At 68.1% G+C, this 26,710-nt stretch carries 32 protein-coding genes and 1 tRNA gene; 16 read left to right on the forward strand and 17 right to left on the reverse strand.

The window, feature by feature from the left end; genetic code table 11:
- Positions 1-12: 12 nt before the first annotated feature.
- A complete protein-coding gene (locus tag C454_RS03820) occupies positions 13-1,233 on the reverse strand; it encodes an ArsA family ATPase (RefSeq protein ID WP_004972813.1) in 1,221 nt (406 codons plus the stop codon).
- A gap of 150 nt (positions 1,234-1,383) precedes the next feature.
- Here C454_RS03820 and C454_RS03825 point away from each other — a divergent pair, with 150 nt between their 5' ends.
- Both C454_RS03825 and C454_RS03830 read left to right on the forward strand, forming a co-directional pair.
- Entirely contained in the window at positions 1,384-1,908 is a 525-nt protein-coding gene (locus C454_RS03825; protein WP_004972816.1) for a CinA family protein, read from the forward strand.
- A gap of 70 nt (positions 1,909-1,978) precedes the next feature.
- Entirely contained in the window at positions 1,979-2,503 is a 525-nt protein-coding gene (locus C454_RS03830; RefSeq protein WP_004972819.1) for a metal-dependent hydrolase, read from the forward strand.
- A 60-nt stretch (positions 2,504-2,563) separates the two neighbouring features.
- Here C454_RS03830 and C454_RS03835 read toward each other — a convergent pair whose 3' ends face one another.
- Positions 2,564-3,328 carry a PHP-associated domain-containing protein gene (locus tag C454_RS03835; RefSeq protein ID WP_193363450.1) on the reverse strand — a complete coding sequence of 255 codons (765 nt, stop codon included), beginning with the start codon at positions 3,326-3,328 and terminating at the stop codon, positions 2,564-2,566.
- 98 nt (positions 3,329-3,426) lie between these two features.
- Between C454_RS03835 and C454_RS03840 the strand changes: the two genes are divergently transcribed.
- Positions 3,427-3,729: a DUF7565 family protein gene (locus C454_RS03840; RefSeq protein ID WP_049905009.1), complete on the forward strand. Its 303-nt coding sequence runs from the start codon at positions 3,427-3,429 to the stop codon at positions 3,727-3,729.
- A 179-nt stretch (positions 3,730-3,908) separates the two neighbouring features.
- Here the strand turns inward: C454_RS03840 and C454_RS03845 are convergent, their stop codons facing one another.
- The 6 genes from C454_RS03845 to C454_RS03870 all read right to left on the reverse strand — a co-directional run bounded on the left by C454_RS03845 (position 3,909) and on the right by C454_RS03870 (position 9,825).
- Positions 3,909-4,361, reverse strand: coding sequence for a transcription elongation factor Spt5 (locus C454_RS03845; protein ID WP_004972823.1), 453 nt, complete (start codon positions 4,359-4,361; stop codon positions 3,909-3,911).
- A gap of 1 nt (position 4,362) precedes the next feature.
- Positions 4,363-4,536: a protein translocase SEC61 complex subunit gamma gene (locus C454_RS03850; RefSeq protein ID WP_004044219.1), complete on the reverse strand. Its 174-nt coding sequence runs from the start codon at positions 4,534-4,536 to the stop codon at positions 4,363-4,365.
- Between the two features lie 196 nt (positions 4,537-4,732).
- The gene (gene ftsZ, locus C454_RS03855) at positions 4,733-5,872 is read right to left on the reverse strand and encodes a cell division protein FtsZ (RefSeq protein ID WP_004972824.1); all 1,140 of its coding nucleotides are present in this window, start codon (positions 5,870-5,872) and stop codon (positions 4,733-4,735) included.
- Between the two features lie 157 nt (positions 5,873-6,029).
- Complete coding sequence (locus C454_RS03860; RefSeq protein WP_004972826.1) at positions 6,030-7,349, reverse strand: D-aminoacyl-tRNA deacylase; 1,320 nt, start codon at positions 7,347-7,349, stop codon at positions 6,030-6,032.
- A gap of 57 nt (positions 7,350-7,406) precedes the next feature.
- Positions 7,407-8,723, reverse strand: a complete 1,317-nt coding sequence (locus tag C454_RS03865) for a sodium:calcium antiporter (RefSeq protein WP_049905011.1) — start codon at positions 8,721-8,723, stop codon at positions 7,407-7,409.
- Between the two features lie 130 nt (positions 8,724-8,853).
- A complete protein-coding gene (locus tag C454_RS03870; RefSeq protein WP_004972832.1) occupies positions 8,854-9,825 on the reverse strand; it encodes a calcium/sodium antiporter in 972 nt (323 codons plus the stop codon).
- Between the two features lie 171 nt (positions 9,826-9,996).
- Between C454_RS03870 and C454_RS03875 the strand changes: the two genes are divergently transcribed.
- The 5 genes from C454_RS03875 (at position 9,997) to C454_RS03895 (ending at position 14,866) form a co-directional block, all read left to right on the forward strand.
- Positions 9,997-10,806, forward strand: coding sequence for a shikimate dehydrogenase (locus C454_RS03875; RefSeq protein ID WP_004972834.1), 810 nt, complete (start codon positions 9,997-9,999; stop codon positions 10,804-10,806).
- Positions 10,807-10,850: 44 nt separating this feature from the next.
- Positions 10,851-11,594, forward strand: coding sequence for a helix-hairpin-helix domain-containing protein (locus C454_RS03880; protein WP_004972836.1), 744 nt, complete (start codon positions 10,851-10,853; stop codon positions 11,592-11,594).
- A 112-nt stretch (positions 11,595-11,706) separates the two neighbouring features.
- Complete coding sequence (gene pabB, locus C454_RS03885; protein ID WP_004972837.1) at positions 11,707-13,221, forward strand: aminodeoxychorismate synthase, component I; 1,515 nt, start codon at positions 11,707-11,709, stop codon at positions 13,219-13,221.
- On the forward strand, positions 13,218-13,919 hold the full coding sequence (locus C454_RS03890; RefSeq protein ID WP_004972840.1) for an anthranilate synthase component II: 702 nt from the start codon (positions 13,218-13,220) through the stop codon (positions 13,917-13,919). The genes pabB and C454_RS03890 overlap by 4 nt, the downstream gene beginning before the upstream one ends.
- Positions 13,916-14,866, forward strand: coding sequence for an aminotransferase class IV (locus tag C454_RS03895; RefSeq protein ID WP_004972845.1), 951 nt, complete (start codon positions 13,916-13,918; stop codon positions 14,864-14,866). Before C454_RS03890 ends, C454_RS03895 begins: the two co-directional genes overlap by 4 nt.
- 21 nt (positions 14,867-14,887) lie before the next feature.
- Here the strand turns inward: C454_RS03895 and C454_RS03900 are convergent, their stop codons facing one another.
- From C454_RS03900 to C454_RS03925, 5 genes are all read right to left on the reverse strand, one after another.
- Positions 14,888-15,313, reverse strand: a complete 426-nt coding sequence (locus C454_RS03900; RefSeq protein WP_004972848.1) for a Rieske (2Fe-2S) protein — start codon at positions 15,311-15,313, stop codon at positions 14,888-14,890.
- A gap of 80 nt (positions 15,314-15,393) precedes the next feature.
- Positions 15,394-15,603 (reverse strand): hypothetical protein, encoded by a 210-nt coding sequence (locus C454_RS03905; RefSeq protein WP_004972851.1) that lies wholly within the window; start codon positions 15,601-15,603, stop codon positions 15,394-15,396.
- A gap of 438 nt (positions 15,604-16,041) precedes the next feature.
- A tRNA-Met gene (locus C454_RS03915) sits at positions 16,042-16,116 on the reverse strand.
- 60 nt (positions 16,117-16,176) lie between these two features.
- Entirely contained in the window at positions 16,177-16,644 is a 468-nt protein-coding gene (locus C454_RS03920; RefSeq protein WP_004972853.1) for a GtrA family protein, read from the reverse strand.
- Complete coding sequence (locus tag C454_RS03925) at positions 16,637-17,422, reverse strand: glycosyltransferase (protein WP_049904949.1); 786 nt, start codon at positions 17,420-17,422, stop codon at positions 16,637-16,639. The genes C454_RS03920 and C454_RS03925 overlap by 8 nt, the downstream gene beginning before the upstream one ends.
- Positions 17,423-17,518: 96 nt before the next feature.
- Here C454_RS03925 and C454_RS03930 point away from each other — a divergent pair, with 96 nt between their 5' ends.
- Positions 17,519-19,882 (forward strand): DUF2298 domain-containing protein, encoded by a 2,364-nt coding sequence (locus tag C454_RS03930; protein WP_049904950.1) that lies wholly within the window; start codon positions 17,519-17,521, stop codon positions 19,880-19,882.
- Here the strand turns inward: C454_RS03930 and C454_RS03935 are convergent.
- Positions 19,879-20,139: an HAH_0734 family protein gene (locus tag C454_RS03935; RefSeq protein ID WP_004972858.1), complete on the reverse strand. Its 261-nt coding sequence runs from the start codon at positions 20,137-20,139 to the stop codon at positions 19,879-19,881. The genes C454_RS03930 and C454_RS03935 overlap by 4 nt on opposite strands.
- A gap of 201 nt (positions 20,140-20,340) precedes the next feature.
- Here C454_RS03935 and C454_RS03940 point away from each other — a divergent pair, with 201 nt between their 5' ends.
- Genes C454_RS03940 through C454_RS03955 form a run of 5 tightly spaced genes read left to right on the forward strand, consistent with a single transcriptional unit; the run spans position 20,341 to position 22,648 of the window.
- Entirely contained in the window at positions 20,341-20,622 is a 282-nt protein-coding gene (locus tag C454_RS03940) for a 50S ribosomal protein L44e (RefSeq protein WP_004972860.1), read from the forward strand.
- A gap of 3 nt (positions 20,623-20,625) precedes the next feature.
- On the forward strand, positions 20,626-20,820 hold the full coding sequence (locus C454_RS03945; protein ID WP_004044235.1) for a 30S ribosomal protein S27e: 195 nt from the start codon (positions 20,626-20,628) through the stop codon (positions 20,818-20,820).
- An 18-nt stretch (positions 20,821-20,838) separates the two neighbouring features.
- Entirely contained in the window at positions 20,839-21,639 is an 801-nt protein-coding gene (locus tag C454_RS03950; protein ID WP_004972863.1) for a translation initiation factor IF-2 subunit alpha, read from the forward strand.
- A gap of 4 nt (positions 21,640-21,643) precedes the next feature.
- On the forward strand, positions 21,644-21,829 hold the full coding sequence (locus C454_RS19760; RefSeq protein WP_004972865.1) for an RNA-protein complex protein Nop10: 186 nt from the start codon (positions 21,644-21,646) through the stop codon (positions 21,827-21,829).
- 51 nt (positions 21,830-21,880) lie between these two features.
- Positions 21,881-22,648, forward strand: coding sequence for a proteasome assembly chaperone family protein (locus tag C454_RS03955; RefSeq protein WP_004972867.1), 768 nt, complete (start codon positions 21,881-21,883; stop codon positions 22,646-22,648).
- 43 nt (positions 22,649-22,691) lie between these two features.
- Here the strand turns inward: C454_RS03955 and C454_RS03960 are convergent, their stop codons facing one another.
- Positions 22,692-23,591, reverse strand: coding sequence for a PhzF family phenazine biosynthesis protein (locus tag C454_RS03960; RefSeq protein WP_004972869.1), 900 nt, complete (start codon positions 23,589-23,591; stop codon positions 22,692-22,694).
- A 108-nt stretch (positions 23,592-23,699) separates the two neighbouring features.
- Positions 23,700-23,870, reverse strand: a complete 171-nt coding sequence (locus C454_RS20645; RefSeq protein ID WP_004044240.1) for a DUF7563 family protein — start codon at positions 23,868-23,870, stop codon at positions 23,700-23,702.
- A 210-nt stretch (positions 23,871-24,080) separates the two neighbouring features.
- On the opposite strand from C454_RS20645, the gene C454_RS03965 reads away from it, so the two are divergent.
- A complete protein-coding gene (locus C454_RS03965; RefSeq protein ID WP_004972873.1) occupies positions 24,081-24,794 on the forward strand; it encodes a phosphoribosyltransferase in 714 nt (237 codons plus the stop codon).
- Positions 24,795-24,924: 130 nt separating this feature from the next.
- Here C454_RS03965 and C454_RS03970 read toward each other — a convergent pair whose 3' ends face one another.
- Positions 24,925-25,365: a YybH family protein gene (locus tag C454_RS03970; protein ID WP_231608298.1), complete on the reverse strand. Its 441-nt coding sequence runs from the start codon at positions 25,363-25,365 to the stop codon at positions 24,925-24,927.
- A 337-nt stretch (positions 25,366-25,702) separates the two neighbouring features.
- On the opposite strand from C454_RS03970, the gene C454_RS03975 reads away from it, so the two are divergent.
- Positions 25,703-26,698 (forward strand): AEC family transporter, encoded by a 996-nt coding sequence (locus C454_RS03975; RefSeq protein ID WP_004972877.1) that lies wholly within the window; start codon positions 25,703-25,705, stop codon positions 26,696-26,698.
- Positions 26,699-26,710 lie beyond the last annotated feature (12 nt).

Below are 26,710 nucleotides of genomic sequence, written 5' to 3' on the forward strand. Positions count from 1 at the left end.
GCCGTCTCGGCGTTACTTCAGACAGGTCGCGACGACCCGGAGGGCGTCTTCGCCCTGTACTTGTTCTGCGAGCAGCGGCACCCGCTTCACGTCGCGGCCGCGGAAGAGGTTCGTCGCCGAGCGGAGCGCGTCCTGTTGGACCTGCCAGCGGCGCTGACAGAAGCCGCAGTTCTCCAGGTCGGGCGACTCTATCCACTTGGGGTCGACGTCGGCCACGTCCTCGACGGACTCCATCACGCGGTTGACGACGAGCGTCTGGACGGGGATGCCGAACTCGTCGAGCCGCGAGACGAGGCGCTTGGACTCCACGACGCTCATCTCCTCGGGAATCATGACGACCCGGAAGTCGGTCCGCGTCGGGTCGCGGAGGACCGCGCGCAGGCGCTCGATGCGCTCGCGGAGGTCGTCGAGGTCCGCCATCCCGGCCTGCGGGTCGTCGGGGCCGCCGCCGAACATCCCCTTGAGGTTGTCCATCATGCCGGAGAAGCGCTGGCGCATGCGGGCGATGCGGCCGAGCATGGAATCCATCAGTTCGGGGAGTTCGAGCAGGCGGAGCGTGTGGCCCGTGGGCGCGGTGTCGACGACGACGCGGTCGAACCGCGGGTCGTCCATGTATTCGAGGAGCTGCTGCATCGCCGCGGCCTCGTCCGCGCCGGGCATCGGGCCGCCCATTCCCATCGGCCCGTCGCCGCCGAGGAGGTCCTCGAAGCCGCCCATTCCGCCGCCCATCCCACCGAACGGGGAGTCCGAGTCGCCGCCGGCGAAGGGGTTGTCGTCGTCGTAGTCTCCGGTCTCGAAGTCGGTCTCGTCGTCGAAGTCCTCGCCCGAGCCGTCGCCGCCGGCGAACGGCCCTTCCATGACCGCGTCGGGGTCGATTTCGGCCGCGTAGAGGGGAATCTCCTCGCGAATCCGAGTCGGCTTGTCGGGGACCGGCACGCCGAGCGTGTCGGAAAGAGAGTGCGCGGGGTCCGTGGAGACGACGAGCGTCGCGGTGCCGTCGGCCGCGCTGGCGAGCGCCGTCGCCGCGGCCATCGTGGTCTTCCCGACGCCGCCCTTGCCGCCGTAGAGGACGTAATCCGGGGCGTCGATTCCCTCGGGGAGGTCCTCGGTGTCGGTCGACGTGACCTCGTCGGGCTCGGTGACTTCCACCTCGATTTCGGCCGGCCCGTCGTCGCCGGCGTCGTCGTCTTCGTCGGCGTCGGGTCGCTCCGTCGGCTCAACGTCGATGTCCATGTCGGACCCGACACCGCGGGGCTTTGTGTACTTCTCGGTCTCGGAACCGCCGGTGGACTTTTGTCCCGCCGCATCGGTGCCGACCGCGACGCCAACGCCGCCGGTGGCCTCCCCGACCGCTTTTTGCCCCGACCGCCCGTCGTCGCTCGTATGCGCGAGTTCGCATCCGACCCGCCCGAGGAGGTCCGCGTCGGCGACGCCCTCCGCGAGGCGGACCACACCGTCGCGGTCGCGGAGTCCTGTACGGGCGGCCTCGTCGGGTCGCTCCTGACCGACGTGCCCGGCTCCAGCGACTACTTCGACCGCTCGCTCGTCACCTACTCCTACGACGCCAAGCGCCACGAACTGGCGGTCTCGCGGGAGTCGCTCGACGAACACGGCGCCGTCTCCGAGCCCGTCGCCCGCGAGATGGCCGCCGGCGTCCGCGACGTGGCCGACGCGACGTGGGGGCTCGCCACGACGGGTATCGCCGGGCCGGAGGGCGGACTCCCCGGCAAGCCGGTCGGGACCGTCTTCGTCGGCGTCGCCTTCGCCGCGCCGTGGGGCTCCGGCGACTCCTACGCCCGCGTCGAGCGCTTCGAGTACGACGGGTCGCGGACGCAGGTGAAAGAACGGATTGCGCGCGGGGCGCTGGCGCTCCTCCGCGAAGAGATCGAGTCCGCCACGACCGGCTGAGCCGGTCGCACGGCCGCCGTCGGTCGGTTCCGTGGGAAAGCTTTGTATCCCGCCGGACCAGTCTGCATCCATGAACAAGAAGGGACACGTGCTCAACGCCATCCTGTTGGCGCTCGGGCTCGGCGTCATCCTCACCGTGGACCCGCGGTCGTTCGAACCGACGGTCGACTCGGCGTTCCTCCTCGCCCAGAAAATCGGCCAGTTGTCGCTGCCCGTCGTCCTCGGGGCGCTGTTTCCCGACGTGGACACCGCCTTCGGCAAGCACCGCAAGACGCTCCACAACCTCCCGGTGCTGGCGATATTCCTCGCGTTCCCGCTCGTCTTCGGCAACCTCCACTTCGTCTGGATCGGCGTCGCCACCCACTACGTCCTCGACATGGTCGGCTCGAAGCGCGGCATCGCGCTGTTCTACCCGCTTTCGCCGCAGGAGTACGACCTGCCGACCGGCGTGGCGACGAGTTCGAAACACGCCGACTCGGTGACCGTCGTCGTCACGGTCGCCGAACTCGGCGTCCTCGCCGGCGTCCACTACTACCTCTTTTCGCTCGACGTGTCCCTCGCGGACGCCGCGGCGACGTTCACCGCGGTGGTCTGAGGGCGGGGCGGCCGCGATGCTGGCGCGTTCGGACGCGCTCGAAAAACTATTTTGCGAGACTCAGTAGACGCTCACGTCGTCGAACCGACCGTCGTAGGCGATGTGGCTCGGATGCGTCGGCTCCATCCCCGAAAGCAGGAGTCGGTCGACTTTCCCCCACGAGTTCTCGTAGCCGAGGTGGGCGAACTCGGCCACGCCGCGGAGCGCGTGGGAAACTCCTGTGCGGCGGACGACCCGGCGTTCCGCCCCCTCGCGGAGCGCGGCGACGAGGTCGGCCTCGGAGCGGATGTCGCAGTCGAACTCGGTCCACGCCTCGCCGACGGTGCCGTGGAGGTGCGCGTAGGACGACGCGAACCCCGGCAGCCCCGTCTCGCGGGCGATGTCGCGCCCGCGGCGGTTGTCCCGCGGCAGGGTCTTCGTGTTGTACGTCTCGACGGCGTCGATGTCGTCGCGGCGGGCGGCCACGTCCTCGGCGGTGAGGCTCACCGTCAGGAACTCGGGGTGCGGGACGAGCGTCGCCGCGTCCTGCCGGTCGAACTCCGCGAAGGCCCCGTCGAGGGTGATGAAGTCGGGCACGGGGTCCGAGAGGCCGACCGCGAGGACGTGTTTCCGGTCGCGCCACGGCCCCGTGAACACCTCGCGGGCGGGGACGACGAGCAGGTCGTCGTCCGAAAAGCGCGCCGCACGGGCGCGGATGTCTGGCAGGCGAACGAAGTGCGGCGCGTAGACGAGCACGTCGATACCGCGGGCTTTCGCGCGCGAGACGACCCGCTCGTCGAGAATCTTCACGTGCATATCGACCCGCGTCGTCGTGGTCGCACTCACACGATACGGTCGGGTCAGCCACCAGTTAGTGGTTGCTATTTGTCGAACGCCGGGCGGTCGAAGAAACGGTTTTGTCGCTCACGTCCGTCGGTGGGAACATGTCCCGGTGGAAGTGCGGAATCGAAGGGTGTGACGGTCGGTTCGAAGACGCGGAAAGCGCGGTCATCCACCAGACGGTGGAACACGAGCGCCACGAGTGCAAAGTGTGCGGGACCATCGTCCCCGAGGGCTACTTCGCGATTCGACACGCCTTCGACGAGCACACCCGCGCCGAGTTCGTCCGCGCGTACGACGCCGACTCCTCCGCGGTCCGCATCCGCGAGGACGTGAAAGACGCCGTCGAGGCGGACGCGGACCTCAACAGCGTCGTCGAGACGCTCCGCGAGCAGGGCGCGCTGTAGACGGAACAGCCGGAAGTCGCGGTGGGACGCGACACGGTCGCGCGAGACGGCCTCGCCGGGGACTGTCGGGGGACATGGGAGTCGCCGGGAGGGTGGGTCGCCGGGGGACGCGGCGCTCGTCGCGCGCGGTGAGTCGAGCCGAAACTGAGAGAGAAGAGAGCCCTCGTCGGGGCGGACGCTTACCGCTCTTCGGAGTCGAGGACGCGAATCTGGTCCCCGCGGACGGTGACCGGAATCGGGACCGTCGCCTCGTACAGTTCGACGGTGACCTGGTCTTTCGTCTCGTCGATGCGCTGGACGCGCGCCTTCTCGCCTTTGAACGGGCCGGCGATGAGTTCCACGATGTCGCCCTCCGCGATACCCTCCACGTCCGGCGTCGGCGAGAGGAAGTGTTCGACTTCGGCCATGCTGGAGGTGCCGACCGCGCCGCCGCTCTCGACGAGGCCGCGGGCGTGCGGAATCTCCTCGAGGACGCGCGTGACGATACCGTCGTCGTCGGCCTCGACCATCACGTAACTCGTGAGCGAGTCGGGCGCGAGGACGGCGTGAATCTCGGCGAAGTCCTTCGTCGCGATCATGTCTGCAACCGTTCGCTCCTGGCGAGCGGTGGTCTTTACGGCGAAGATGGGCATCTCAGACCCCTCCGGGGAGGAAGCTCATGACCGCGAAGATGATGAAACCGAGCAGTCCGACGAGGAAGATACCCGCGCCGGCGATTTTGGAGATCTGGGAGAACTCCTGCCAGGACGGGGTGCTCGCGAGTTTCAACACGCGAACGTAGCTGTTCAGGTCGTACTTAACGTCCATGTTGCTGGGGCCTAAGGCGTCGGGCTTTTTCTATCTATTGATGCACCGTCGAGCCGAATTCGGTCTCGAAGGCGAGCGAGAACGTCGAATCCGGCGGAGTGACGCCGCTACGCGGAACGCGAGGGGAGGAGAACGGAGGGCATCCGGACCGCGAGCGCGGTGGACGCGTTCCCGGCCGCGTCGCCGACGACGGCGACTACTCGACGTAGTCGATGTCCTCGAGACGGCCTTCGGCCTGCGCCTGCACCTCGCCGTTGCGGCCGTAGATTTGGGGCGACTCGACGCCGGTGACGACGATCATCGTCCGCATCATGCCTTCGAGTTCGTCGTCGACCGAGGTCCCCCAGATGATGCGCGCGTCGGGGTCGATGCGGTCGTAAATCTCCTCGACGACGCCCTCGGCCTCCTCGATGCTCATGTCGGAGCCGCCGGTGACGTTGACGAGCGCGGAGTTCGCGCCGGAGATGTCCACGTCGAGAAGCGGCGAGCGGAGGGCGGACTTGACGGACTCTTGGGCCTTGGACTCGGAGTCGGACTCGCCGAGACCGATCATGGCGACGCCGCCGCGCTCCATGACCGTCTTCACGTCGGCGAAGTCGAGGTTGACGAGACCGGGCTTGGTGATGAGTTCGGTGATGCCCTTGACCGAGCGCATCAGCACCTCGTCGGATACCTTGAACGCCTGGCGGACCGGGAGCTTCCCCACGGCGTCGAGCAGGCGGTCGTTCGGGACGACGATGACCGTGTCCGAAACGTCGCGGAGTCGTTCGAGACCGGCTTCGGCGTTCGTTCGTCGCACCTCGCCTTCGGCCGTGAACGGCGTCGTGACGATGGCGATGGTGAGCGCGCCCGACTCGCGGGCCGCCTTGGCGACCACGGGGGCCGAGCCGGTGCCGGTGCCGCCGCCGAGGCCGGCGGTGACGAACACCATGTCGGAGCCCTCGATGGCGTCGTAAATCTCCTCTTGGGATTCGAGGGCGGCCTCCTCGCCGACCTGCGGGAGCGAGCCCGCGCCGCGACCCTGGGTCTTCTGTTCGCCCATGAGAATCTTCGTGTCGGCCCCGATTTCCACGAGGTGCTGCACGTCGGTGTTGGCGGCGACGAGCTTCGCCCCCTTGATTCCCTCCTCGTGCATCCGGTTGACGGTGTTCCCGCCGGCACCGCCGCACCCGACCACCGTGATGTTGGTCTGGAGGTCTTTGAGAACCGCTTTCAGTTCGTCGTCAGTCATCGTCCCGGACCGGTTGATGTTGGTCGAGTCGTCGACCTGAACCGACTCATCCCCCATGTCCTCGGCCTCGGCCTCGTCAATTGCGTCGCCGACGATAGAGTCCATATTTATGGAGACGGTTTACGGAGGACGACTAATTATCTTTCCCCCTTCCGTCAGACATCTGTCCGACGAGCCGCCGATTCGTGCCGAAACGTGACATGAGAGCCCGCGGCACAGGTCGGTTCACGGGGCGAATCGGTCGGCCGCGCTCCGCCGGGGGTCACACGACGAACTCGATGAGTCGTTCTTTCGATACGTCTTCGGGCGCGACGGTCTCGCCGTCGACCTCGACCGACTGCCCGGCCGAGAGCTTGCCGAACGCCGGCCCCTCGGGAACGCCGAACTCGCGTGCCGCGGCGGGGTCGAACGCCCGAACCGTCGCCGTGACCGCCCCGTCGTCGCGGACGACGCTGTCGTATTTCTCGCGCAGCACGTCGCAGAGCCGCGACACGAGTTCGTCGTAGCCGTCGCCCGCGACGGCGGCGCGACCAACCGCGCGCGCGCCGCCCTCGGTCGTGTGGAAGGCGACGGTGGTCTCGCGGACGGCGTCGAGCGCGGCGTCGAGGTCGATGCCCTGCGCCTCGCCGAGCAGGCCGTCGGGGAGCGAGACGACCTCGTAGTCGTCGGCGTCGATTCGCGCGCCGAACCGGAGTCCCTCCTCGACGGTCGTGACGTCGGCTTCGAGGGCCGAGACGCGGTCGAGGGCGACGCCCGCGGTCTCGCGGACCCACGTCTCGGAGACGACCCGGAACCCCTCGGCTTCGAGGGCGGCCGCGAGGTCGTCGCGGTCGCCGTCGACGAGCGCGAGATCGGCCGCGGAGGCCTCGAACGCCCGGCGGAGCACGTCGCGGTTGTTCTCGGGCGCGCCCATCGCCTTGAGCTGCCAGTCGGCGGCGATGTGGCCGACGCGCCAGTCGGTCTCGCGGAGGACGCGCTCGAACCGCGGGGCGTAGTGGCCGCCGCCGAAGCCGACGAGTTGGCGGTCCGCGTCGGGCGCGACGCCCTCGATGTCGAGGACGGCCGCCGCGACCGCGCGGGCCCCCTCGGGGTCTCCCCACTGCGCTTCGTCGCTCCCGAGTTCGACGAACATCGAGGGGACCGTCGGCTCGGTCGGGCCGTGGTGGGTCGCCTCGATGCCGACTTCGTAGTCGTCCGGCGCGCGCTCGCGGAGCGCCTCGACGACGGCGCGCTGGGCGTTGGGGCACGCGCGGGCGAATCGCCCCGGCTCGCCGCCGTAGTCGGCGGGGCCGAAGTTCCCGGTGAAGTGCGCGGTCAGGAGCGCGCCGGTCTCGCCGGCGTGCCGCGAGACGACGACGAGGAGGTCGAGGTCGGCGTCGAACGCCTCGGCGGGGTCGTCGAGGTCGATGTGTCGGTCGTCGAACTCGCGGAGTTCGAAGCCGTCGCGGGAGAAGACGGTGCCGCCGCCGTCGGCGTCGGGTCGGTCCCCGTCGGTCCGTTCGTCCCAGTCGGCGAGTTCGAGCAGGTGCTCGCCGATGTGAACCGATGCGCTGTCGGCGCGGCTGACGACGATTCCAATCACGATACGAGGGTCGCCGAGGCCGGCGAAAAGGGCGTCGGAAGCGGCGAGGGGAGCCGGTCAGTCTTCCACCGCGGCCGGAACCTCGTTCGCGCCGTAGTCGCCGCGAACGCGTCGGACCGAGAGCTTGGCGACCGCCGCAAGTTGCTTGCGTCGCCGGACGAAAAGCGCCGTTCCGACGACCAGATAGACGACGGAGAAGCCGATGAGCGAGGTTGCGCCGTCGAAGGTGACCGCGCCGAGTCCCGGAATCGGGAGCGTGAGCGCCAGACCGGTGACGGAGTAGACGAACTGTGTCAAGAAGAGCCCGAGCAGGGCGACCGCCTCGCGGAGGCTGATGGAGAACGTGATGAGGATGGCGATGGCGAAGTAGCTCTGGGCGGCCGTCAGCCAGAGTTCGCCCATCTGGTGGGTGTCGAGCGGGAGCGGGCCGTAGTAGCCGAGCGACAGGCTGTAGACGAGCACGAGCGTCCCGATGAGGAGCGTCCACTGGTTGAGCTTCGAGGAGATGAGCGCGTTGAAGCCGGCGGTCGACCGCGCCTTGTTGACGAGGTAGGCCACGACGATGAGTTCGGGGCTCTCGCTCGCCAGCGGCGCGACCCACTGAATCATCAGGAACGACGGGATGCCGACCGACTTCCCGAGGGCTTCGAGGCCGTGAGCGAACGGCTCGACGGCGACGAGGATGACGATGCCCGAGAAGACGAACAGCGCGAGGGTCGTGGCGATGCGCTTGGGTTTTCGGTACGACTGGAGGTACGCGGGCACGCCGATCTGCGCTTCGTCCTCGTGCGGCGAGTTCATCGCCACGAAGATGTACGCGACGTAGAGGCCGACGAGGACGAACATATCGACCGCGCCGATGCCCGCCCCGAGCGGGACGAAGAAGGCGAACACGGTCGCGGCGAAGAGGAACAGAATCTCGGTCGCGATGCCGTGGTCGAGTCGGACCACGTCCGCGAGGAAGCCGGGACGAGACTCGACCGCCTCGTCGCCGGTGTCGCGGGCGCGGTAGACGGTGAAGAGGGCGATTGCGGACCAGCCGATGCCGATGAGGATGCGGTTCGCGCCGGTCATGTTGGCGACGGCGAGGCTCGCGGCCTCGGCCGATTCGGGGGAGCCGGGATTGATGCCGGCTTCCCACGCGTAGAGGGCGTCGACGGCGTATTCGGGGGCGACCGCGAGCACCGCGAGGATGGCGAGGGCGAACGCCCGCGGCACGTCGGCCTCGGCGGTCTCCGCGCCCCACGCGAGGAGGAACGAGGCCCCGAGGACGGCGATACCGCTGAGGCCGACGGTGACGCCGGTCGCGAGGTCAACGCCGAACACCGTGTGGAGGCCCAGCCACGGGACCGTCAGGAGTGCGGCTCCGAACACCGCGGTCAGCGGATGGCTGAGTTGCCGTACCATCGTGGCTACAAGAGCGAAGCCGAAGCCGGTAGCTTTTGTGTTTCAAAATCGGCCCGAAACGGGTGTGACGGACGGCCGAAGTCGTCCGGCAGGGATGTCAGGGAAGGATGAGCCAGAAGAACACGAGGTAGCCGACGACGAGGATGCCGCCGTCGAGGCGGGACACGTCGCGGTTGCGGAGCATCAGCGCGATGACTCCGAAGGTGAACACGAGGAGCGCCGGGAAGTCCAGCGAGATGGTGCTCGGGGGGACGTTCACGGGAACCATGATGGCGAGGATGCCGAGGACGGCGACGACGTTGTAGATGTTGGAACCGACGACGTTGCCGATGCTGAACTCCGATTCGCCGCGGACCGCGCTGATGACGGACGCCGCGAGTTCCGGCAGCGACGTGCCGAACGCGAGGACGGTCAGCCCGATGAACCGCGGACCGAACCCGAAGGATTCGAGCAGTCCCTGTCCGCCCTGAATGAGCCAGTTCGAGCCGACGAACAGGAGGAGCAGGCCGAGCCCGAGATAGACCACGTCCTTGAACTGCGCGGAGACCTCGTCTTCGTCCTCGATGTCGATTTCGTCCGCGCCGATGGCGTCCGCCGTCGCCGACCGGGCGCGGTAGAGCAGGTAGCCCGTGAACGCGACGAGGATGAGCAGGAGGACGCCGCCGTCGACGGCGCTGAGGTTCCCGTCCATCCCGAGGGCGACGAGCGCGACCGCCGCGGCAATCATGAACGGGACGTGCCGGCGGAGCGTCGCGGTCGAGACGCCCATCGGCTGGATGAGCGCCGAGATTCCGAGGACGAGACCGATGTTGGCGATGTTCGAGCCGACGATAGCGCCGAGTCCGAGGTCGGAGCTGTAGCCCAGGCCGCTCAGGACCGCGACGAAGAGTTCGGGGGTGGTCGTCGCGAACGCGACGATGGTCACACCGACGATGGCCGCCCGGAGACCGAGGCCGATGGCGAGTCGAGACGCGCCCTCGACGAGCGCCTCGGCCCCGAGATAGAGCGCGACGATACCCGCCACGAGGAGCGCGGTATCGAAGGAAAGCAGGGTTGCGAGTGCCGACATACGCGGGAGTAGACCAACGGGGGACTAAAAGCGCGCCGGTACACCGCGGATCCGCGACAAGCTATCACGGGAGAGCGAACGGGTGGAAATCCGCCCTGTGGGGGCCGTCGGGTCCCGGCGGAATCCGACGCGGGCGGGCGAGTTATATCGTCGGCAGGACACCACCCGCCCATGCAAGTCTACGGTCTCGTCGGCAACCCGGTCGGCCACTCGCTGTCGCCGCCGATGCACGAGGCGGCCTACGAGGAAACCGGCCTCGACGCCCGGTACGTCACGTTCGAACCCGACCGCGACGACATCGCGGCGGCCGTCGAGGGCGCGGACGCCCTCGGCGTCTCGGGGCTGAACGTCACCATCCCGTTCAAACAGGACGTGCTCGAACTGGTCGAACCCGACCCGCTCGCCGAGCGAATCGGCGCGGTCAACACGGTCGATTTCGGCGGGGAGACGCCGCAGGGGTACAACACCGACGCGGCGGGCGTCACCCGGTCGTTCGAGCGCCACGGCGTCGGCCTCGACGGGAACGCGGCCGTGGTCGTCGGTGCCGGCGGCGCGGGGCGGGCCGCCGCGTTCGCCCTCGCCGACGCGGGCGCGTCGGTCCACGTCGCCAACCGAACCGCCGAGACCGCGGTCGAACTGGCCGGGGGCGTCCCCGGCGCGACCGGCGGCGGACTGGACACGCTCGACCGGATTCGGGAGGCGGACGTCCTCGTCAACGCGACGAGCGTCGGGATGGAGTCGCCCGACGAGACGCCCGTCCCCGCGGAGTACCTCCACGGGGACCTCGCGGTGCTCGACGCGGTCTACACGCCGCTCGAGACCCGACTCCTCCGCGATGCGGCCGCGGCGGGCGCGGTCACTATCGACGGCGCGTGGATGCTCCTCCTGCAGGGCGTCGAGGCCTTCGAGCGGTGGACCGGCCGCGACGCGCCCGTCGACGCGATGAACGCCGCGCTCCGGAGCCACCTCGAGAGCGACTGAGGCCGCTGGTTTTTAAATAACGGGATTGCATAGGAGAAGGTAACATGGGCTTGCTTGACACTATTTCGTCGCTCTGGAAATCCCTCGTTGGTGGCGACTCGTCGTCTTCCTCGAAGGAGGGACGTGACGACACGGCGACCGTTACGGTCGAACGCGACACCAGAACCGAACGCGAGGAAGCGAACGTCGAGACCGAGGCCGCGGTGAAGGAACCGGTCGAAGAGACGGAATCGGCGGACGAGACGGCGGACGAAGAGACCGACGACGCGGTCGAATCAGCGGTCGAAGACGAGGCCGACGCGGCGTCTGAGGCCGACGACGAAGCCGCCGAAGACGCCCGCGACGACGCGGAGGTCGCGGCCGACGCCATCGAGGAGGCCGAACCGGACGACGAAGTGGAGGCCGAACCGGAGCCGGAGCTAGAATCCGAGGACGAAGCCGGCGACGAAGAAGAAGTGGAACCCGAGGACGAAGCCGAACCAGAATCCGAGGAGTCCGACGAGAGCGAAGGCGAGGAATCCGACGAAGACGAAGGCGAGGAATCCGACGACGGTTCCGACGAGGCCGACGAAGCGGTCGCGGAACCCGACGAGCCGACCGCCGACCCCGACGCGCCGACCGTGGACACGATTCGCGGCATCGGCCCGGCGTACGCCGAGCGACTCTCCGAGATCGGCATCGATACCGTCGCGGACCTCGCCGCGGCCGACGCCGACGAGGTCGGCGACGCAATCGACGTGTCGCCGAAGCGGGTCCAGCGCTGGATAGACCGCGCCGGCGAGGCGTAACCGACTCGCGTGGGAGCGGCCGAGACGACTGTTCTCCCGACCGACGGCCGCTCTCGCTACCTCGCAGACACGTCGCGAAACCGTTTACCCGGCGGACAGACTGGTGTGAGTAATGACCGCATTGACCGTCGTCACCGACCGCGACGACTTTCGCGCGACCGCCGAGGTCGCACCCGCCGGCGCGCGCGTCCCCGTCGAGGCCCGCATCGCCGTCTCGGACCCCTTCGACGCCTATCGACGCGCCCGCCGGAACGCCGGCGGCTTCTTCTACGAGACGACCGGCGGGCAACCCGGCTGGGGTGCCTTCGGCGTCTCCCCCGCGGAGCGCCTGACCGTCGACGACCCGACCGGCGACGACTGGGGCGACCCCGGCGTCGACACCGCGCCGAGCCTCGCCGCGCTCGAATCGCTCGCCGACTCGGAGACGCTCGTCCGCGGCGACTGCGACGTGCCGTACCCCTGCGGCCTGTTCGGGTGGCTCTCGTACGACGCGGCCCGCGAACTCGAATCGCTCCCCGAGCACACGACCGACGACCGGGGGCTCCCCCACCTCCAACTCGGCCTCTACGACCTCGTGGCGTCGTGGGAGGAACCCCGTCCTGACGACGGCGAGACGACGCTCCGGGTCACCTGCTGTCCCGTCGTCGACGACGACGCCGACCTCGACGCCGTCTACGACGAGGCGCGAACGCGGGCGACCGACCTCGCCGTCGAGGCGGTCGAGGGCGAACCAGAGCCCGTCTCCGCGCCCGTCGAATCCGACGAGGCGACGTTCGAGAGCGCCTGCGGCCGCGAGGCGTTCGCCGACCGCGTCCGCGCCGCGAAGCGGTACATCCGCGACGGCGACACGTTTCAGGCGAACCTCTCGCAGCGGCTCGTCGCGCCCGCGGCGGTCCACCCGGTGGACGCCTACGCGGCGCTCCGACAGGTCAACCCCGCGCCGTACTCGGGGCTGCTCGAACTCCCCGGCGTCGACCTCGTGAGCGCCAGCCCGGAACTCCTCTTGCGCGTCGAGGGCGACCGCCTCGTCACCGAACCCATCGCCGGCACCCGCCCGCGGGGGGCGACGCCCGAGGAGGACGACGCGCTGGAACTCGACCTGACGACCGACGAGAAGGAGCGCGCCGAACACGCGATGCTCGTCGACCTCGAACGCAACGACCTCGGGAAGGTCTCGGAGTACGGGTCGGTCGAGGTGACGGAGTACCGCCGGGTGGACCGCTACTCGGAGGTGATGCACCTCGTCTCGCTGGTCGAGGGGACCCGACGCGAGGGGACCAGCCTCGCCGACGCCGTCGCCGCGGTGTTCCCCGGCGGGACCATCACGGGCGCGCCGAAGCCCCGGACGATGGAGATTATCGACGAACTCGAAGCCACCCGGCGCGGCCCCTACACCGGGAGCATGTTCGCCGTCGGCTTCGACGACCGCGCGGTGCTGAACATCGTCATCCGGACGCTCGTCCGCTTCGGAGACGAGTACCACCTCCGCGTGGGTGCGGGCATCGTCCACGACTCCGACCCCGACAGCGAGTACGACGAGACGCTGGCGAAGGCGCGGGCGCTCATCACCGCCATCGACGAGGCGCTCGGCGAGCGCGCTGACATGACCGTGGGGGCCGAACGATGACGCGTATCCTCGTCGTCGACAACTACGACTCGTTCGCCTACAACCTCGTGCAGTACGTCGGCGAGGCGGTCGCGGAGGCGCAGGGCGAAAGCGGGGGTGAACGCGGAGACGCTTCGGACGACGTGCTCGTCTACCGCAACGACGCGCTCTCGGCCGACGACATCCGCGACATCGACCCGGACGGCATCGTCGTCTCGCCCGGCCCCGGCACCCCCGCGGACGCCGGCGTCTCGGTCTCGGTCTTCCGCGACCTCGACTACCCGACGCTCGGCGTCTGTCTCGGCCACCAGTCGCTCTGTGCCGCCCTCGGGAGCCGCGTCGGCCACGCGCCCCACGTCGTCCACGGGAAGCCGTCGCTCGTCGAGCACGACGGCGCGGGCGTCTTCTCGGGGCTGCCCGAGCGAATCGAAGTCGGCCGCTACCACTCGCTCGCGGTCGAACACGACGACGTGCCCCCCGAGTTAGCGGTGACCGCCCACACCGTCGCAGCGGAGTCAGAAAACGGCGGCTCAGACGCTGAAGAGGCCGACGAACCGTCGGTCGTGATGGGCGTTCGCCACCGCGAGAAGCCACACGTCGGCGTGCAGTTCCACCCCGAGAGCATCCTCACCGACTCGGGGAAGGACATCGTCCGCAACTTCGTCGCGCTCGCGGCCGGCGACGGCCCGGCGGCCGACGCGTGGGAGGCGGAGCGATGAGCGGCGACGACGACGCCGATGGGCGTTCGCTTCGTTACCACGTCGACGGCGACCTCGTCCCCGCCGAGTCGGCGTCGATTCCGGTCACGGACCGCGGCTTCCTCTACGGCGACGCCGCCTTCGAGACGCTCCGCGCCTACGGCGGCGAAGTGTTCCACTGGGAGGCCCACGCCGACCGACTGGCCGAGACGTGCGACGCGCTCGGGATGGACCACGGCCTGTCCGACGACGACCTGCGCGCGCGAATCGACGAGACGCTCGCGGCGAACGACCTCGACGAGGCGTACGTCAGGCTCTCCGTCACTCGCGGCAGTCAGGGCGGCCGCCTCACGCCGGCCGAGGAGGTCGACCCCCGCGTCGTCGTCATCGTGGAACCGCTCTCCCGCGGCGGCCGCGGCTCCGACCCCGTGTGGGACGGTCCGGCGTCGGTCCAGACCGTCAAGACCCGGCGCATCCCCGACCGGTCGCTCCCCTCGCGGGCGAAGACGCACAACTACCTCAACGGCATCCTCGCCCGCGTCGAACTCCGCGTCACCGGCGCTGACGAGGCGCTCATGCTCGACGCCGACGGCTACGTCACCGAGGGCGCGACGAGCAACCTCTTTTTCGTCGACGACGACGCGCTCTGCACGCCGAGTCTCGACGGCCCGGTCCTCCCGGGCATCACCCGCCGCGTCGTCCTCGACCTCGCCCGACAGGAGGGCGTCCCGATTCGGGAGCGACGCTTCACGCCGGACGACGTGCGCGGCGCGAACGAGGCGTTCCTCACGAACTCGACGTGGGAACTCCGACCCGTGGAGACGGTCGACGGTATCCGAGTGGGCGACGGACCAGTGACGAAACTCATCTCGCGGCTCTACGACGACTACGTGGAGCGACGCCACTACGGCGGCGACGGCGACAACGATGGCGACGACGGCGGCGACGACGATAACGACGGGAACTGAATCGCGTCCGTCTGCTCGCCGTCAGAACTCGACGTTCGAACTCGAACTCCGGTCGGCGGGGTCGGTCTCGATTTCGCCTGCTCCGACGTAGTCGAACGCCTCGTCCGAGAGGAAGACGTGGTCGCCGTCGACCGTGATTTCGAGGTCGTCGAGCACCGCGCCCTCGCAGGGCCCGTAGTTGCAGTAGCCCGTGTCGGCCTCGAAGTACGCGCCGTGGTTCTGGCAGATGACCTCGCCGTTGCGCATCGGCGCGCCGGAGCCCTTGTCGAGTTTGATGTGCGTCAGGTGCATGCAGTAGTTCAGCCACCCTTGGATGCCGTCGTCGGTGCGCACGAGGATGGCCTCGCGCTCCTCGGCGTCGTCTTCGTCGGCCGCGCGGACGCGAAAGAGAAAGGTCGTGTCGTCGGGCACGTCGCCGACCGCGCAGATTCGTTCGAGGTCGCTCATTGTGCTCTCGTTGGGTCGGGGTCGAAAATCTCCTTCGGAAGCGGTCGATTGGGGCGACGGCGCGAAGCCTCGCCTCGCGCTCACTCGTCGAGGGCCATCCGAAAGAGGGAGAGTATCCAGTAGCCAGCACCCACGAACAGGAGGAGTCCGAAGCTACCCACGAGGAGATTTCCGGTTCCCAGTTGGCGTGTCCAGCCGAACCCGAGTATCGCGACGATGGCGAGGAGTCCGCCGAGTATCGTTCGCTGAATCGCAGACCAAAACTCTGTTCCCGAATCTGTAGAGGGCATACTCGGTCCCTACTCGCGGAGTGATTATCAATATGTGTTACAGATTTGAAATGACTGAGGGTTCGGGTCTCACGCTGTCGCGAGTTCGAGAACGTAGACGTAGACCTCATTCGCACCGGTTCGCGGCGCTCCCCGGTTCAACTCTACTGAGCTATGAGGCCGACCTCGTGGGCCGCGCCGAGCCGAGACTCGGCGCTTAGGAGTTGCGGTCGGCAAAACCATAGCGGGAGGTAGATTTGAACGACGCGAATCTCGCTTCGCTCGATTCTCTGGTTCAAACTACCTGTTGCGAGTACCACAGAAGACGGGCCGCCGCAGCGCGATAAAACGCGCTGCTTGGGGTGTAGTTTTCAGGAGAATAGCGGGAGGTAGATTTGAACTACCGATCTCCGGGTTATGAGCCCGGCGGAATCTCCTGGCTNGTAGTTTTCAGGAGAATAGCGGGAGGTAGATTTGAACTACCGATCTCCGGGTTATGAGCCCGGCGGAATCTCCTGGCTATCCCATCCCGCTGAATCAACAAACGAGTCTGCTATTGTTAAGACTTCTGTTTCGGCCGCTGTGTGTCAATTTTCACCGTGAGTCGCGCTGACTCGAACGGGTCGCGATGCGCCACGTGAACAGGCTTTCTGCGACGTAGTTCAGGAGCATCGACGCGCCGATAGCGAGGGGGAGCGGGATGAGTTCCCAGAGGTCGATGCCGGCGACCGGAATCGACAGCGGAACCTCGCCGAGCGCCCGAACGACGAGCACCTGCACGAGGAGGCCGCCGCTCCTCACGAGGTTCGACTTCACGAAGCGCCGGACCTTCGCGGTGAGCAGGTCCGAGCCGGCCCCCGCGAACGTCCAGCGGTCGTTGATGACGAACATGATGATGATTGCGAGCTCCGCGCCGGCGAGCTTCGCGAGTTCGTTGGCGACGCCGAAAAAGACGATGAGGAGACTGCTCAACGAGAGGTCGAACACCGCGCCGACCGCGCCGACGGAGGCGAACTTGCCGAATCGGGTGCCGGAGACGAGCGCCGAGAGCCGGTCAGTCATCCGTGACCTCCGCCGAGAACTGCTCGACGAGGGTCCGCTCGTCGTTCCGAGCGTCGATGAGTTCGTGGAGGCGGTCCTCGCGAATCGTCCGGGCGCGGTGGCGCGACCGAAGGAGCCCGCGGGCCATCTTGAGCGTCGTGTCGACCGGCGAGACCGTCGAGTTCGGCTGGTCCTCCCAGACGACCGGCACCTCGGCCACGCGGTGGCCGAACGCGCCCGAGACGGCGATGAGTTCGATGTCCCACGCGAATCCGGGTTCGTACAGGTGGGTCCGAACGTCGGCCCACGCCGCGGCGGTGATGGCCTTCGCGCCGCACTGGTAGTCGTACAGCGGGACTTCGGTCAGGTGGCGGGCCAGCCACGCGAAGCCGTCGCCGAGGTAGCGCCGAGCGACCGTCTGGTGGGAGGCGACGGTCGCGTTCGGGTGACGGCGCGACCCCACGGCGAGGTCGGACCCCTCGCGGACGGCGGCGACGACGTTCGCCATCGACGCGGCCGGGGTGCTCCCGTCGGCGTCGGCGAACGAGAGGATGTCCGTGCGGAGCGACTCGAACCCGGCGGTGATGGCCGCGCCCTTGCCGCGACGGGCGTCGACCGGGTTCACGTGAGCGACGGCGGGGAGGGCGTCGAGGGCGTCGAGCGTCTCGGGCCGCGGCGCGTCGAGTTCGACCCGGACCACCTCGGGGTCCAGTTCCTCGACGAGAGCGTGGACGTAGGGGACCAGACGCTCTGGGTCGGGTCGATAGGCGGGGACCACCACCCCGACAGACTGCGACATGCACGACCATTCACTCAACGGGGTAAAAAGCGAACCGCTCTGTTTCGCACCGGCCATCACAAAACGTATTGCATCCGCGGCGCAGTCATCGGACAGATGGAGTACGCCCTCGTTGTCCGGTGGTTGCTGCTGTTCGCGGCCCTCTGGGCGGTCGGCCTTCCCCTCGCGACCCGCCTGTTCCGACGCCTTCCCGGTCGCGGTGCCGGACTCGCCCTCCCCGTCTCGCTCGTCGTCTTGACCCTTCCCGCCTACTACGTCGGCCACCTCTCGTTCGGCCCCGTGGCCCTCGTCGCCGGCGTCGGGACGCTCCTCGTCGCGTCCGCGGTCGCGGGCCTCGACCTCGGCGCGCTCCGCCGCGGCGACCTCCGACTCGCGTCCGACCTCGACATCGACCGGCGCGCCGTCGCCGACGCGGCCGCGGTGTTTCTCGTCGCCTTCCTGTTCGCGGTCTCGCTCCGGGCGCTCGACCCGTCGGTCCACGCCGGCGGCGGCGAGAAGTTCCTCGACTTCGGCCTCCTCCAGTCGCTCGCCCGCGCGTCGGTCCTCCCGCCGGAGGACATGTGGTTCGCCGGCGAGCCGGTCCGCTACTACTACGGCGGCCACCTCGTCTCGATTCTCCTCGCGCGGCTCACCGCCACCGACCCGTCGTTCGCCTACAACCTCGCGCTCGCCGGCTTCTTCGGCTTCCTCGTCACCGCGGCGTTCGAACTCGGGCGCGGGGTCGCCGCCGCCTCGGGGGCGAACGGTCGAATCGGCGGCCTGCTCTCGGCGTTCTTCGTCGGCTTCGCCAGCAACCTCGTCACCGCGGGGCGGTTCGCCCTCGCCGCGCTCCCCGAGGGGCTCCGGCGACCCCTCGCGCGAGCCGTCGCCGAGCGCTCGCAGTACACCGTCGAGCAGGTGATCGCCGGAACCTCGAACTTCTCGTACTGGAGCGCGAGCCGCGTGATTCCGGGTACCATCAACGAGTTCCCGCTTTTCGCGTGGCTCAACGGCGACCTCCACGCCCACATGATGGGCACGCCGTTTCTGCTCCTCGCGGCCGGCCTCGCCTTCGCGTACTTCCGGACGCCGGAGGAGGCGGTCGGCGAGCGCCGACTCCTCGTCGCCGCGACGACGCTCGTCGGCGCGCTCCAGGTCGTCGTCGACACGTGGAGTTTCCCGTCGGTGTTCGGCGTGCTGTTCCTCGGGATGGTCTTCGCGCCCGCACGGCCGTGGACGCTGTTTCCCGGTCGGGAGCGCGTTCGCTCGGTCGTCGGCGACGACCCAGTTGCCGGTGAAGTAGCGCGACTCGTTGGGACGGTCGCGGCGGTCGGACTCGCCGGCGTCGTCGCCGCCGTGCTCGCGAGTCCGTTCCTCCTCGGCGCGGTCGCGGGCGGTGGAAGCGCCCGGACGGTCGAGATTCTCGCGCCCGACCAGCGGAGCGGGTTCGGCGCGCTGGCGCTCGTCCACGGGGCGTTCCTCGCGGCGTTCGCGGGCTACTACGTCCGTCGCCTCGGGGCGCAGGACGGCCTCGGCGGCCGCGAGTGGGCCGCGCTCCTCGGGAGCTTCGCGGTGCTGACCGTCGTCGCCGCCGTCCACTCGTTCGCCGCGCTCGCGCTCGTCGCACCCCTCGTCGCCGTCGGTTGGGTGCTCCTCCGGTTCGCCGACGACCCGCGGTTCGAGACGGTGCTCGTCGTCGCCGGCGCGGGCCTCGTGACGCTCGTCGAGCTCATCTACGTGAACGAGCAGGCCGGCCCCGGTCGGATGAACACGGTGTTCAAGACGTACATGCAGGTCTGGGTGCTCTGGGGGAGTGCGATGGGTGCCGTGCTGGCCGGCTTCGTCGGCGACGCGGTCGCCGCGAGCGACGTGTCGCTTCCGAGGGTCGACCTCAGCGTCCGCGGGGGGGCGGTCAGCGTCGTCGGGGTCGCGTTCGTCGTCCTCCTCGTCGCGTCCACGTCGGTGTACGGCGGACTGGCCGTCGCCGCCCACGCGGACACCCCCCGGCAGGAGGAGACGCTGGACGCGACGGCCTTCGCGGAGTGGTGGCACGAAAACGAATCGACCGCAATCACGTGGCTCGACGAGAACGTCGAGGGCAACCCGACGATGCTCACCGCGCCGGGGACGACGTGGTCGGCGACCGTGAGCGACGAGCGCGAGACCGTCATGTACGGCTGGCGCGGGAATCCCGAATCGAGCCTGACCGGCGTGCCGACGGTCGCCGGCTGGGCGCACGAGGTCGGCTACCGCGGGCCCGACGCCTACTACGACCGCGTGCGTGACGTGGACGCGATGTACGTCGGCAACGAGTCGACGCGGGCGCGGCTCGTCGAGCAGTACGAGGTTCGGTACGTGTGGGTCGGACCGGGCGAGCGCGCCCGCTACGGGGAAATAGAGACGGACGTGGCGTGGCTGACGCCGGTCCACCGGTCGGGCTCGGTCACGGTCTACGAGGTAGAAGAAGCGAGACTACCTTAGGCCGCGCCGCGCTCGCGGACGACTTCGACGGCCTCGGCGTCGACGCCCTCGGTTTCGAGCCAGTGCGGGACGAACTCGCGCTTTTCGAACGCCTCGCGCTCGTCTTCGGTGCCGACGGTGCACCACAGCTGGACGCGGTCGGGACCGTGCCAGTCGCCCTGTCGGTCGACCGAAAAGAGGACGTACTCCTCGCCGTCGTACTCGATGACGCCGTCGCGGCGGACGCCGGGGTCGCCGTGGATGATGAGCTTCTTCATGTGCCGGGATTGGCACAGTCACCGCTTAATCGCTTCGGCTTCGGGCGTGCGGCGCGCGGCGGGGGAATCACGGACGGTGCAGTCACCGTGGGCTGCCCACACGTGACACGGCGAACGCCCGGTCGCGGCGAGTTCAGGGGCCGCGTCGAACCAAACGGGTTTTAACGGGCCACACCAAAACCCAGCACAAGGTCGATATCTATGCAGATGCCACGCCGTTTCAACACGTACTGCCCGAACTGCAAGGGTCACCACGAACACGAAGTGGAGAAGGTCCGGAAGGGACGCCCGACCGGCATGAAGTGGAACGCCCGTCAGACGCGACGCGGCAAGGCCACGATCGGTAACGCCGGTAAGTTCTCCAAGGTTCCCGGTGGCGACAAGCCGACGAAGAAGACCCACCTGAAGTACATCTGCTCCGACTGTGGCAAGGCCCACATGCGCGAGGGCTGGCGCGCCGGTCGCCTGGAGTTCCAGGAGTAAATCATGGCAGGAAACTTCTACAAGGTCGCGTGCAGCGACTGCGAGAACGAACAGGTCGTCTTCGGAAAAGCCTCCTCGGTCGTCAACTGCGCCGTCTGCGGGACGACCCTCGCCACGCCGACCGGCGGCAACGCCGAATTCCACGGCGAGGTCGTCGAGACGGTCGAGCGTCGCGACAGCGACGAACTTGAGGCGTAACTCCCTGGAGGACCTCGTATGAAGTACAGCGGATGGCCTGACCCCGGCGAACTCGTCGTCGGAAAGGTAGACGACATCGCGGACTTCGGCGTCTTCGTCGACCTCGAAGAGTACGAAGACAAACGCGGCCTCTGCCACATCAGCGAGGTCGCCAGCGGATGGATTAAGAACGTTCGCGACCACGTCCGCGAGGGACAGACAGTCGTCGCTAAAGTGCTCGAAGTCAACGAGAGTTCCCAGCAGATCGACCTCTCGATAAAGGACGTCAACGAGCACCAGCGCAAAGAGAAGATTCAGGAGTGGAAAAACGAGCAGAAGGCCGACAAGTGGATGGCGCTGGCGTTCGGCGAGGACATCGCCGACGACCGCTACCAGTCCATCGCCAACGCCCTGCTCGCCGAGTTCGAATCGCTCTACGACGGCTTCGAGCAGGCCGCGATTCACGGTCTCGAGGCGCTCGAAGACGTCGAACTCGACGACGACGAGCTCGAAGCCATCGTCGAGACCGCGCGCCAGAACGTGTCGGTCCCCTTCGTCAACGTCACCGGCTACGTCGACCTGCGCTCGCCCGCGGGCGACGGCGTCGACGACGTGAAGGAGGCCCTCAAAGCCGCCGAGGGCGACGACGAAATCGGCGACGAAATCGAACTGTCGGTCACGTACGTCGGCGCGCCCGAGTACCGCGTGAAGGTCAAAGCGCCCGACTACAAGACCGCCGAGACGGAGCTCGAATCGAGCGTCGCTCGGGCCCGCGAGGTCATCGAGGCCGCGGGCGGAACCGCGGAGTACCACCGCGAACGCAGCGGCGACGAAGAGTAATCGCATGAAGTCTGACATCCGGGTGTGCAGCGCGTGGCGCGACCGCCACGACCGCCCGGTGTACTCACTTTCTGAGACCTGTCCGGAGTGTGGCGCAACCACAGAGAACAGCGCGCCCGCACCGTACAACCCAGAAGACCCCTACGGCGAGTACCGCCGCGCTCGGAAGCGCCGGCTCGCCGAGGAATAGCCGTCTTCGGCTACCGACGCTCTCTTAACCGGCGCGTCCGCCACTACGTGCATGGACGACATCGAAATCGAGGCTGTCGAGGAGGTCGACCTCACCGACCCGGTCCTCATCGAGGGACTGCCGGGCGTCGGGAACGTCGGCAAACTCGCCGTCGAGCACCTGCTGGAGGAGTTCGAGGAGGCCACGCTGGTCCGCCGCGTCTACGCCGACGTGTTCCCGCCGCAGGTGAGCATCGACGAGGGCGTCGCCGAGCTGACCCACGCCGCGATTCACGCCGTCGAGACGCCCGGTGAGGGGCCGGACCTGCTCCTCCTGACGGGCGACCACCAGGCGCAGTCCAACGAGGGTCACTACCACCTCACCGACGCCTTCCTCGACGTGGCCGAGGAGTTCGGCGTCGAGCGACTGTTCGCGCTGGGCGGCGTCCCGACCGGCGAGCTCGTCGACGAGCCGTCGGTCCTCGGCGCCGTCGCCGACGAGTCCCGTCTCGACGAACTCGAAGCGGCGGGCATCGAGTTCCGAGAGGACGAACCCGCCGGCGGCGTCGTCGGCGTCTCGGGACTGCTTCTCGGCCTCGGGAGTCGCCGCGGCCTCGACGCGACGTGCCTGATGGGCGAGACGAGCGGCTACCTCGTCGACCCCCAGAGCGCGCAGGTCGTCATCGAGGTCCTGCAGGACCTCCTCGAGTTCAGCGTCGACTTCGAATCGCTCGAAGAGCGCGCCGAGGAGATGAAGGAGGTCGCCGCGAAGATTCAGGAGATGCAACAGCAGCAGCAGGGCGGCATCGCCAGCGACGACGACCTCCGGTACATCGGCTGAGGTCGCGTCGACCGGCGCGGCCCGACTCGTTTTCGAACGGAGTTTAGGCTTCGATGATGTCGTCGTCTGCGAACTCCGGGACGACGACCTCGCCGTCGAGCGACTGCACCGCGCGACCGCCGACGCGTATCTCCGCGCCGACCCGCACGCGGACGGTGCCCGGCCGGTCCACGAAGTGGCCCTGTTCGAAGCGGAGTTCGTCCGGCATGGAGTCGAACGCGCCCACTTGCCGGAGGTACGCGCCGCACGCACCCGCGGCGGTGCCGGTCGCGGGGTCCTCGGAGATGCCGATGCCGGGCGCGAAACACCGCGCGTGGAGCGTGGAGTCGCCGTCGATGGCGTCGAAGGTGAAGGCGTAGACGCCCGCCGCGTCGTGTTCGGCGGCGAGGTCGGCGATGGCGGCGTCGTCGGGGTCCGCACCCGAGAGGTGTTCGAGGAAGTTGACCGGGACGACGAGGAAGGGAAGCCCCGTGGAGGCGACCGCGACGGGGAGGTCCGCACCCACGTCGCGGAGGGCGGCGTCGTCGACGCCGAGCGCCGCCGCGAGGCGGTCGTAGTCGACTTCCAGGGGACGCACCGTCGGCGCGTTCTGCGTCATCCACACCTCCCCGAGGTCGCCGAGTTCGATGTCGAGGGTGCCGACGTTCGTCTCCAGCGTGTGGGTACCCGGTTCGAGTTCGCGCTCGGCCGCGAGGTGAGCGTGGGCCGCGATAGTCGCGTGTCCGCAGAGGTCGACTTCCTGCTTCGGCGTGAAGTAGCGGATGCGGCGGTCCGCGGCGGCCGACGAGCAGACGAACGCCGTCTCGCTCGCGCCGAGTTCGGCGGCGACGGCGCGCATCTGTTCCGCGTCGAGTCCGTCGGCGTCGGGGACGACTCCGGCCGCGTTACCGGACAGCGGTTCGGTCGTGAAGGCGTCGACGAGGAGGGCGCGTCGGCTATCCATGGAAAGGCGCACTACACGGCGATGTATCAAACCAGCGGGTCGGCGGTCACGTCACGAGAGAGAAGGGAAGAGCGCGATACGAGCGCGGGTCGGTCGGTGTCGGCCGATTCACGCGCGGGTCCACCGGACGCGGCCGCTCGTTTGAGCTGCGCCGTCGCCCTGCATCACTTCGCGCATGTTCATACAGGCTGGGCACCCGACGACCTCGTCCATGTCGTTGCCGAAGACGCGGACGAAGTCGCGGGAGACGAACTCACCACAGTTACCACACGTGTGCATTCTGTTTCACCTACAAATCCGCATACTCCGGCACTCGACATAACTATGCCCCTTGTTAACATACGTTAGTGTCCGCCTGAACGACGGGTTCCCCGGTTAGTCACCGAATAACGTCGGTTCGAGCGGTTTTGATACGGCGACACACGGGCGGAGCGAGTCGTACAGATTAAAGGGCGTCAGGCGCGGCAGTACGCACGGTGAACGGAAGATATGGGCGACCTCCCCGACGAGTTTAACTGTACTATCACGAACTGGGAGTACATCTACGGCCTCTGCCGCGACGTTTCGGACGAGGTCAAGACATCCGAGTTCGAACCCGACGTCATCGTCGCGTTGGCCCGCGGCGGCTGGTTCGCCGGCCGCTGCATCTGTGACTTCCTCGGGTTGGACGACCTGACGAGCCTGAAGATGGAACACTACGTCGGGACGGCCCAGAAATCGAACGAGCCGGAGGTGCGCTACCCGATGCCGGAAGGCAGCGTCGAGGGCAAGGACGTGCTCATCATCGACGACATCGCCGACACCGGCGGCTCCATCAAGCGCGCACACGAGTACGTCAACGAGCGCAACGCGGGCGAGGTCCGGACCGCGACGCTCCAACTCCTCCAGACCAGCGAGTTCGAACCCGACTACGTCGGCGAGCGCCTCGAAGAGTGGGCGTGGGTCGTCTACCCGTGGAACTTCATCGAGGACATGATAGACCTCACCTCGGGCGTCATGGCGAAGGCCGACGACGACACCTTCGAACTCGAAGACGTCCGCCACTACCTCGCGGAGTTCCACGACGTGGACCGCATCGAGATGGAAATCGCCCAACCCGACCGGATGCCGGAAGTCATGTCCGAGATGGAGCGCCGCGGCTACGTCGAGTCCACCGGCGACGGCGCGTGGCGACTCCTCGAAAACGACGGCGTCGGGGCCTGAGCGCGGACGCGTTCGGTTCGGCCCGGCTTCGTTCGACTGCTTCGACGCTGTTGAATCCACCTGAGTTTGATAGAACCGATTAGTCGGGAGAACGACCATCGAATCGGACGGGCGTCCGGCGGTCGGTCGCTCAGGCACCCATGTTCGCCACTTTCTCGGCGAACTCGGCGTGGAGGTCGGCGTGGTGATGGACGATTTTCCACTCGCCCTTCTCCTGCCGGTAGACGTTGGTCGTCCGGCCCTCCAGGGACATGGGTTCACCCGCAAAAGTCCACGACACCGACTCGGTGCAGAGTTCGTACGCAGCGTCGCCGATGACGCGGATGACCTGGTCCGCTCGGATGACCGTGCCATCCGCACTCGCCGATGCGACTCCGGCGAAGGACCCAGAGACGGCCTCCCAACCCTCTTCCCGTCCACCGATTGGGTGCATGGTCGTCACGTCGTCCTCGTGTGACCAGATGTCCGCCATGGAGTCGGCATTCCCGTTCGCCATCGCTTCCAGCGCCCCGTAGAACTGGTCGGATGCGGCTCGGACGCCGGCTTCGGCTGCTACGCGTTTTGTAGACATTACAAACCTCAAGATAACGACGGCTCCAGAGGATATATACTAAATCTATGATATTTCGTACGGTCATCTATTTCGGACGTTTCGCCGGGAGGAGCCCGACTCCTCGTTTCGACCGGAGTGAGAGAGAGTGGCTGTACACGTCGGTAGCGGACTGCTCGAACCGACGCTGGATGCGAGACTCGCACCCCGTATTCAGCACGGTCTCGACAAACTGTCACCAACCTTGAATTTCAACAGAGCCGCGTGTCCGACTGCTTCGACCGTCGGCTTCAACGCCCCTCCGACCGCTCACACTCGACCGCCGCCCGGACTCGTCCGAAGCGAAACGTTCGTTTGCGTGACGGACCTCGGCACGCGCATGTCGCTGTTTTCTATCTTCGTCACCGCGCTCCTGCCGATTCTCGCCATCGGCGCGGTGGGGTTCGCCCTCGGCCGCGTCCGCGACGTGGACCCCGAGCCGCTCAACACGGTCACGGTGTACGTCCTCGCGCCGGTCCTCGTGTTCTACAGCCTCGCGACGACCGAACTCGCCGGCGAGACGCTGGCGACCATCACCGCCGGCGTCGTCGTCTACCACGTCGCCATGCTCCTCGTCGCGGGCGGCATCGCCCGACTCGCGGGCGTCTCCGAACCGCTTCTCGGCGCGCTCGTCCTCGTCGCCGCCTTTCCGAACTCAGGCAACTACGGCATCCCCGTCAGTTCGTTCGCCTTCGGCGACACCGGCCGCTCGACGGCCGTCGTCTACCTCGCCGTCCAGAGCGTCCTCATCTACACGCTGGGCGTGTACATCGCCGGACGAGGGACCGACCGTGACGACGGCGCGCCGGGATGGCGCGTCGGCCTCGAACGCATCGTCCGCATCCCGCTCGTCTACGCCGTCGTCGCCGCGCTCGCGGCTCGCTGGCTCGGTGTCGTCCCGCCGACGGGCGTCCCCGCGATGGAGACGCTCAGGCTCGTCGGCGACTCGTCGATTCCGATGATGCTCCTCATCCTCGGCATCCAACTCGCGGGGGCCGACCTCGGCTCGACGCTCTCGGAGGTCGGCGTCGTCGCCGCGCTCAAGATAGTCGTCGCGCCCGCGGTCGCCGTCGGCGTCGCGCTCGTCGCCGGTTTCGGCGACCCGACGGTCGCGCGGACGTTCGTCCTCGAATCCGCGATGCCCGCCGCGGTCACGCCGCTCATCCTCGTCGCGGAGTTCGGCGACGCCACCGGAACCGGCTCGGCCACCTCGCTCGCCGAGTTCGTCTCCGCGGCCGTCTTCGCGACGACCCTCCTCAGCGTGCCCGCGCTCTCGGTGCTCATCTACCTCTTGAACCACGGCTTCGTGGTGTAGGCCCCGTTTCGC

Source organism: Haloferax gibbonsii ATCC 33959 (assembly GCF_000336775.1).
Taxonomy (GTDB): Archaea; Halobacteriota; Halobacteria; order Halobacteriales; family Haloferacaceae; genus Haloferax; species Haloferax gibbonsii.

Excerpts from the sequence above, each read along its gene's own strand:
- C454_RS03820 (WP_004972813.1), bottom strand. The coding sequence starts at position 1,233 with ATGGACATCGACGTTGAGCCGACGGAGCGACCCGACGCCGACGAAGAC.
- C454_RS03825 (WP_004972816.1), top strand. The coding sequence starts at position 1,384 with ATGCGCGAGTTCGCATCCGACCCGCCCGAGGAGGTCCGCGTCGGCGAC.
- C454_RS03830 (WP_004972819.1), top strand. The coding sequence starts at position 1,979 with ATGAACAAGAAGGGACACGTGCTCAACGCCATCCTGTTGGCGCTCGGG.
- C454_RS03840 (WP_049905009.1), top strand. The coding sequence starts at position 3,427 with ATGTCCCGGTGGAAGTGCGGAATCGAAGGGTGTGACGGTCGGTTCGAA.
- C454_RS03845 (WP_004972823.1), bottom strand. The coding sequence starts at position 4,361 with ATGCCCATCTTCGCCGTAAAGACCACCGCTCGCCAGGAGCGAACGGTT.
- C454_RS03850 (WP_004044219.1), bottom strand. The coding sequence starts at position 4,536 with ATGGACGTTAAGTACGACCTGAACAGCTACGTTCGCGTGTTGAAACTC.
- ftsZ (WP_004972824.1), bottom strand. The coding sequence starts at position 5,872 with ATGGACTCTATCGTCGGCGACGCAATTGACGAGGCCGAGGCCGAGGAC.
- C454_RS03870 (WP_004972832.1), bottom strand. The coding sequence starts at position 9,825 with ATGTCGGCACTCGCAACCCTGCTTTCCTTCGATACCGCGCTCCTCGTG.
- C454_RS03875 (WP_004972834.1), top strand. The coding sequence starts at position 9,997 with ATGCAAGTCTACGGTCTCGTCGGCAACCCGGTCGGCCACTCGCTGTCG.
- C454_RS03880 (WP_004972836.1), top strand. The coding sequence starts at position 10,851 with ATGGGCTTGCTTGACACTATTTCGTCGCTCTGGAAATCCCTCGTTGGT.
- pabB (WP_004972837.1), top strand. The coding sequence starts at position 11,707 with ATGACCGCATTGACCGTCGTCACCGACCGCGACGACTTTCGCGCGACC.
- C454_RS03890 (WP_004972840.1), top strand. The coding sequence starts at position 13,218 with ATGACGCGTATCCTCGTCGTCGACAACTACGACTCGTTCGCCTACAAC.
- C454_RS03895 (WP_004972845.1), top strand. The coding sequence starts at position 13,916 with ATGAGCGGCGACGACGACGCCGATGGGCGTTCGCTTCGTTACCACGTC.
- C454_RS03900 (WP_004972848.1), bottom strand. The coding sequence starts at position 15,313 with ATGAGCGACCTCGAACGAATCTGCGCGGTCGGCGACGTGCCCGACGAC.
- C454_RS03905 (WP_004972851.1), bottom strand. The coding sequence starts at position 15,603 with ATGCCCTCTACAGATTCGGGAACAGAGTTTTGGTCTGCGATTCAGCGA.
- C454_RS03920 (WP_004972853.1), bottom strand. The coding sequence starts at position 16,644 with ATGACTGACCGGCTCTCGGCGCTCGTCTCCGGCACCCGATTCGGCAAG.
- C454_RS03925 (WP_049904949.1), bottom strand. The coding sequence starts at position 17,422 with ATGTCGCAGTCTGTCGGGGTGGTGGTCCCCGCCTATCGACCCGACCCA.
- C454_RS03930 (WP_049904950.1), top strand. The coding sequence starts at position 17,519 with ATGGAGTACGCCCTCGTTGTCCGGTGGTTGCTGCTGTTCGCGGCCCTC.
- C454_RS03935 (WP_004972858.1), bottom strand. The coding sequence starts at position 20,139 with ATGAAGAAGCTCATCATCCACGGCGACCCCGGCGTCCGCCGCGACGGC.
- C454_RS03940 (WP_004972860.1), top strand. The coding sequence starts at position 20,341 with ATGCAGATGCCACGCCGTTTCAACACGTACTGCCCGAACTGCAAGGGT.
- C454_RS03945 (WP_004044235.1), top strand. The coding sequence starts at position 20,626 with ATGGCAGGAAACTTCTACAAGGTCGCGTGCAGCGACTGCGAGAACGAA.
- C454_RS03950 (WP_004972863.1), top strand. The coding sequence starts at position 20,839 with ATGAAGTACAGCGGATGGCCTGACCCCGGCGAACTCGTCGTCGGAAAG.
- C454_RS19760 (WP_004972865.1), top strand. The coding sequence starts at position 21,644 with ATGAAGTCTGACATCCGGGTGTGCAGCGCGTGGCGCGACCGCCACGAC.
- C454_RS03955 (WP_004972867.1), top strand. The coding sequence starts at position 21,881 with ATGGACGACATCGAAATCGAGGCTGTCGAGGAGGTCGACCTCACCGAC.
- C454_RS03960 (WP_004972869.1), bottom strand. The coding sequence starts at position 23,591 with ATGGATAGCCGACGCGCCCTCCTCGTCGACGCCTTCACGACCGAACCG.
- C454_RS20645 (WP_004044240.1), bottom strand. The coding sequence starts at position 23,870 with ATGCACACGTGTGGTAACTGTGGTGAGTTCGTCTCCCGCGACTTCGTC.
- C454_RS03965 (WP_004972873.1), top strand. The coding sequence starts at position 24,081 with ATGGGCGACCTCCCCGACGAGTTTAACTGTACTATCACGAACTGGGAG.
- C454_RS03970 (WP_231608298.1), bottom strand. The coding sequence starts at position 25,365 with ATGTCTACAAAACGCGTAGCAGCCGAAGCCGGCGTCCGAGCCGCATCC.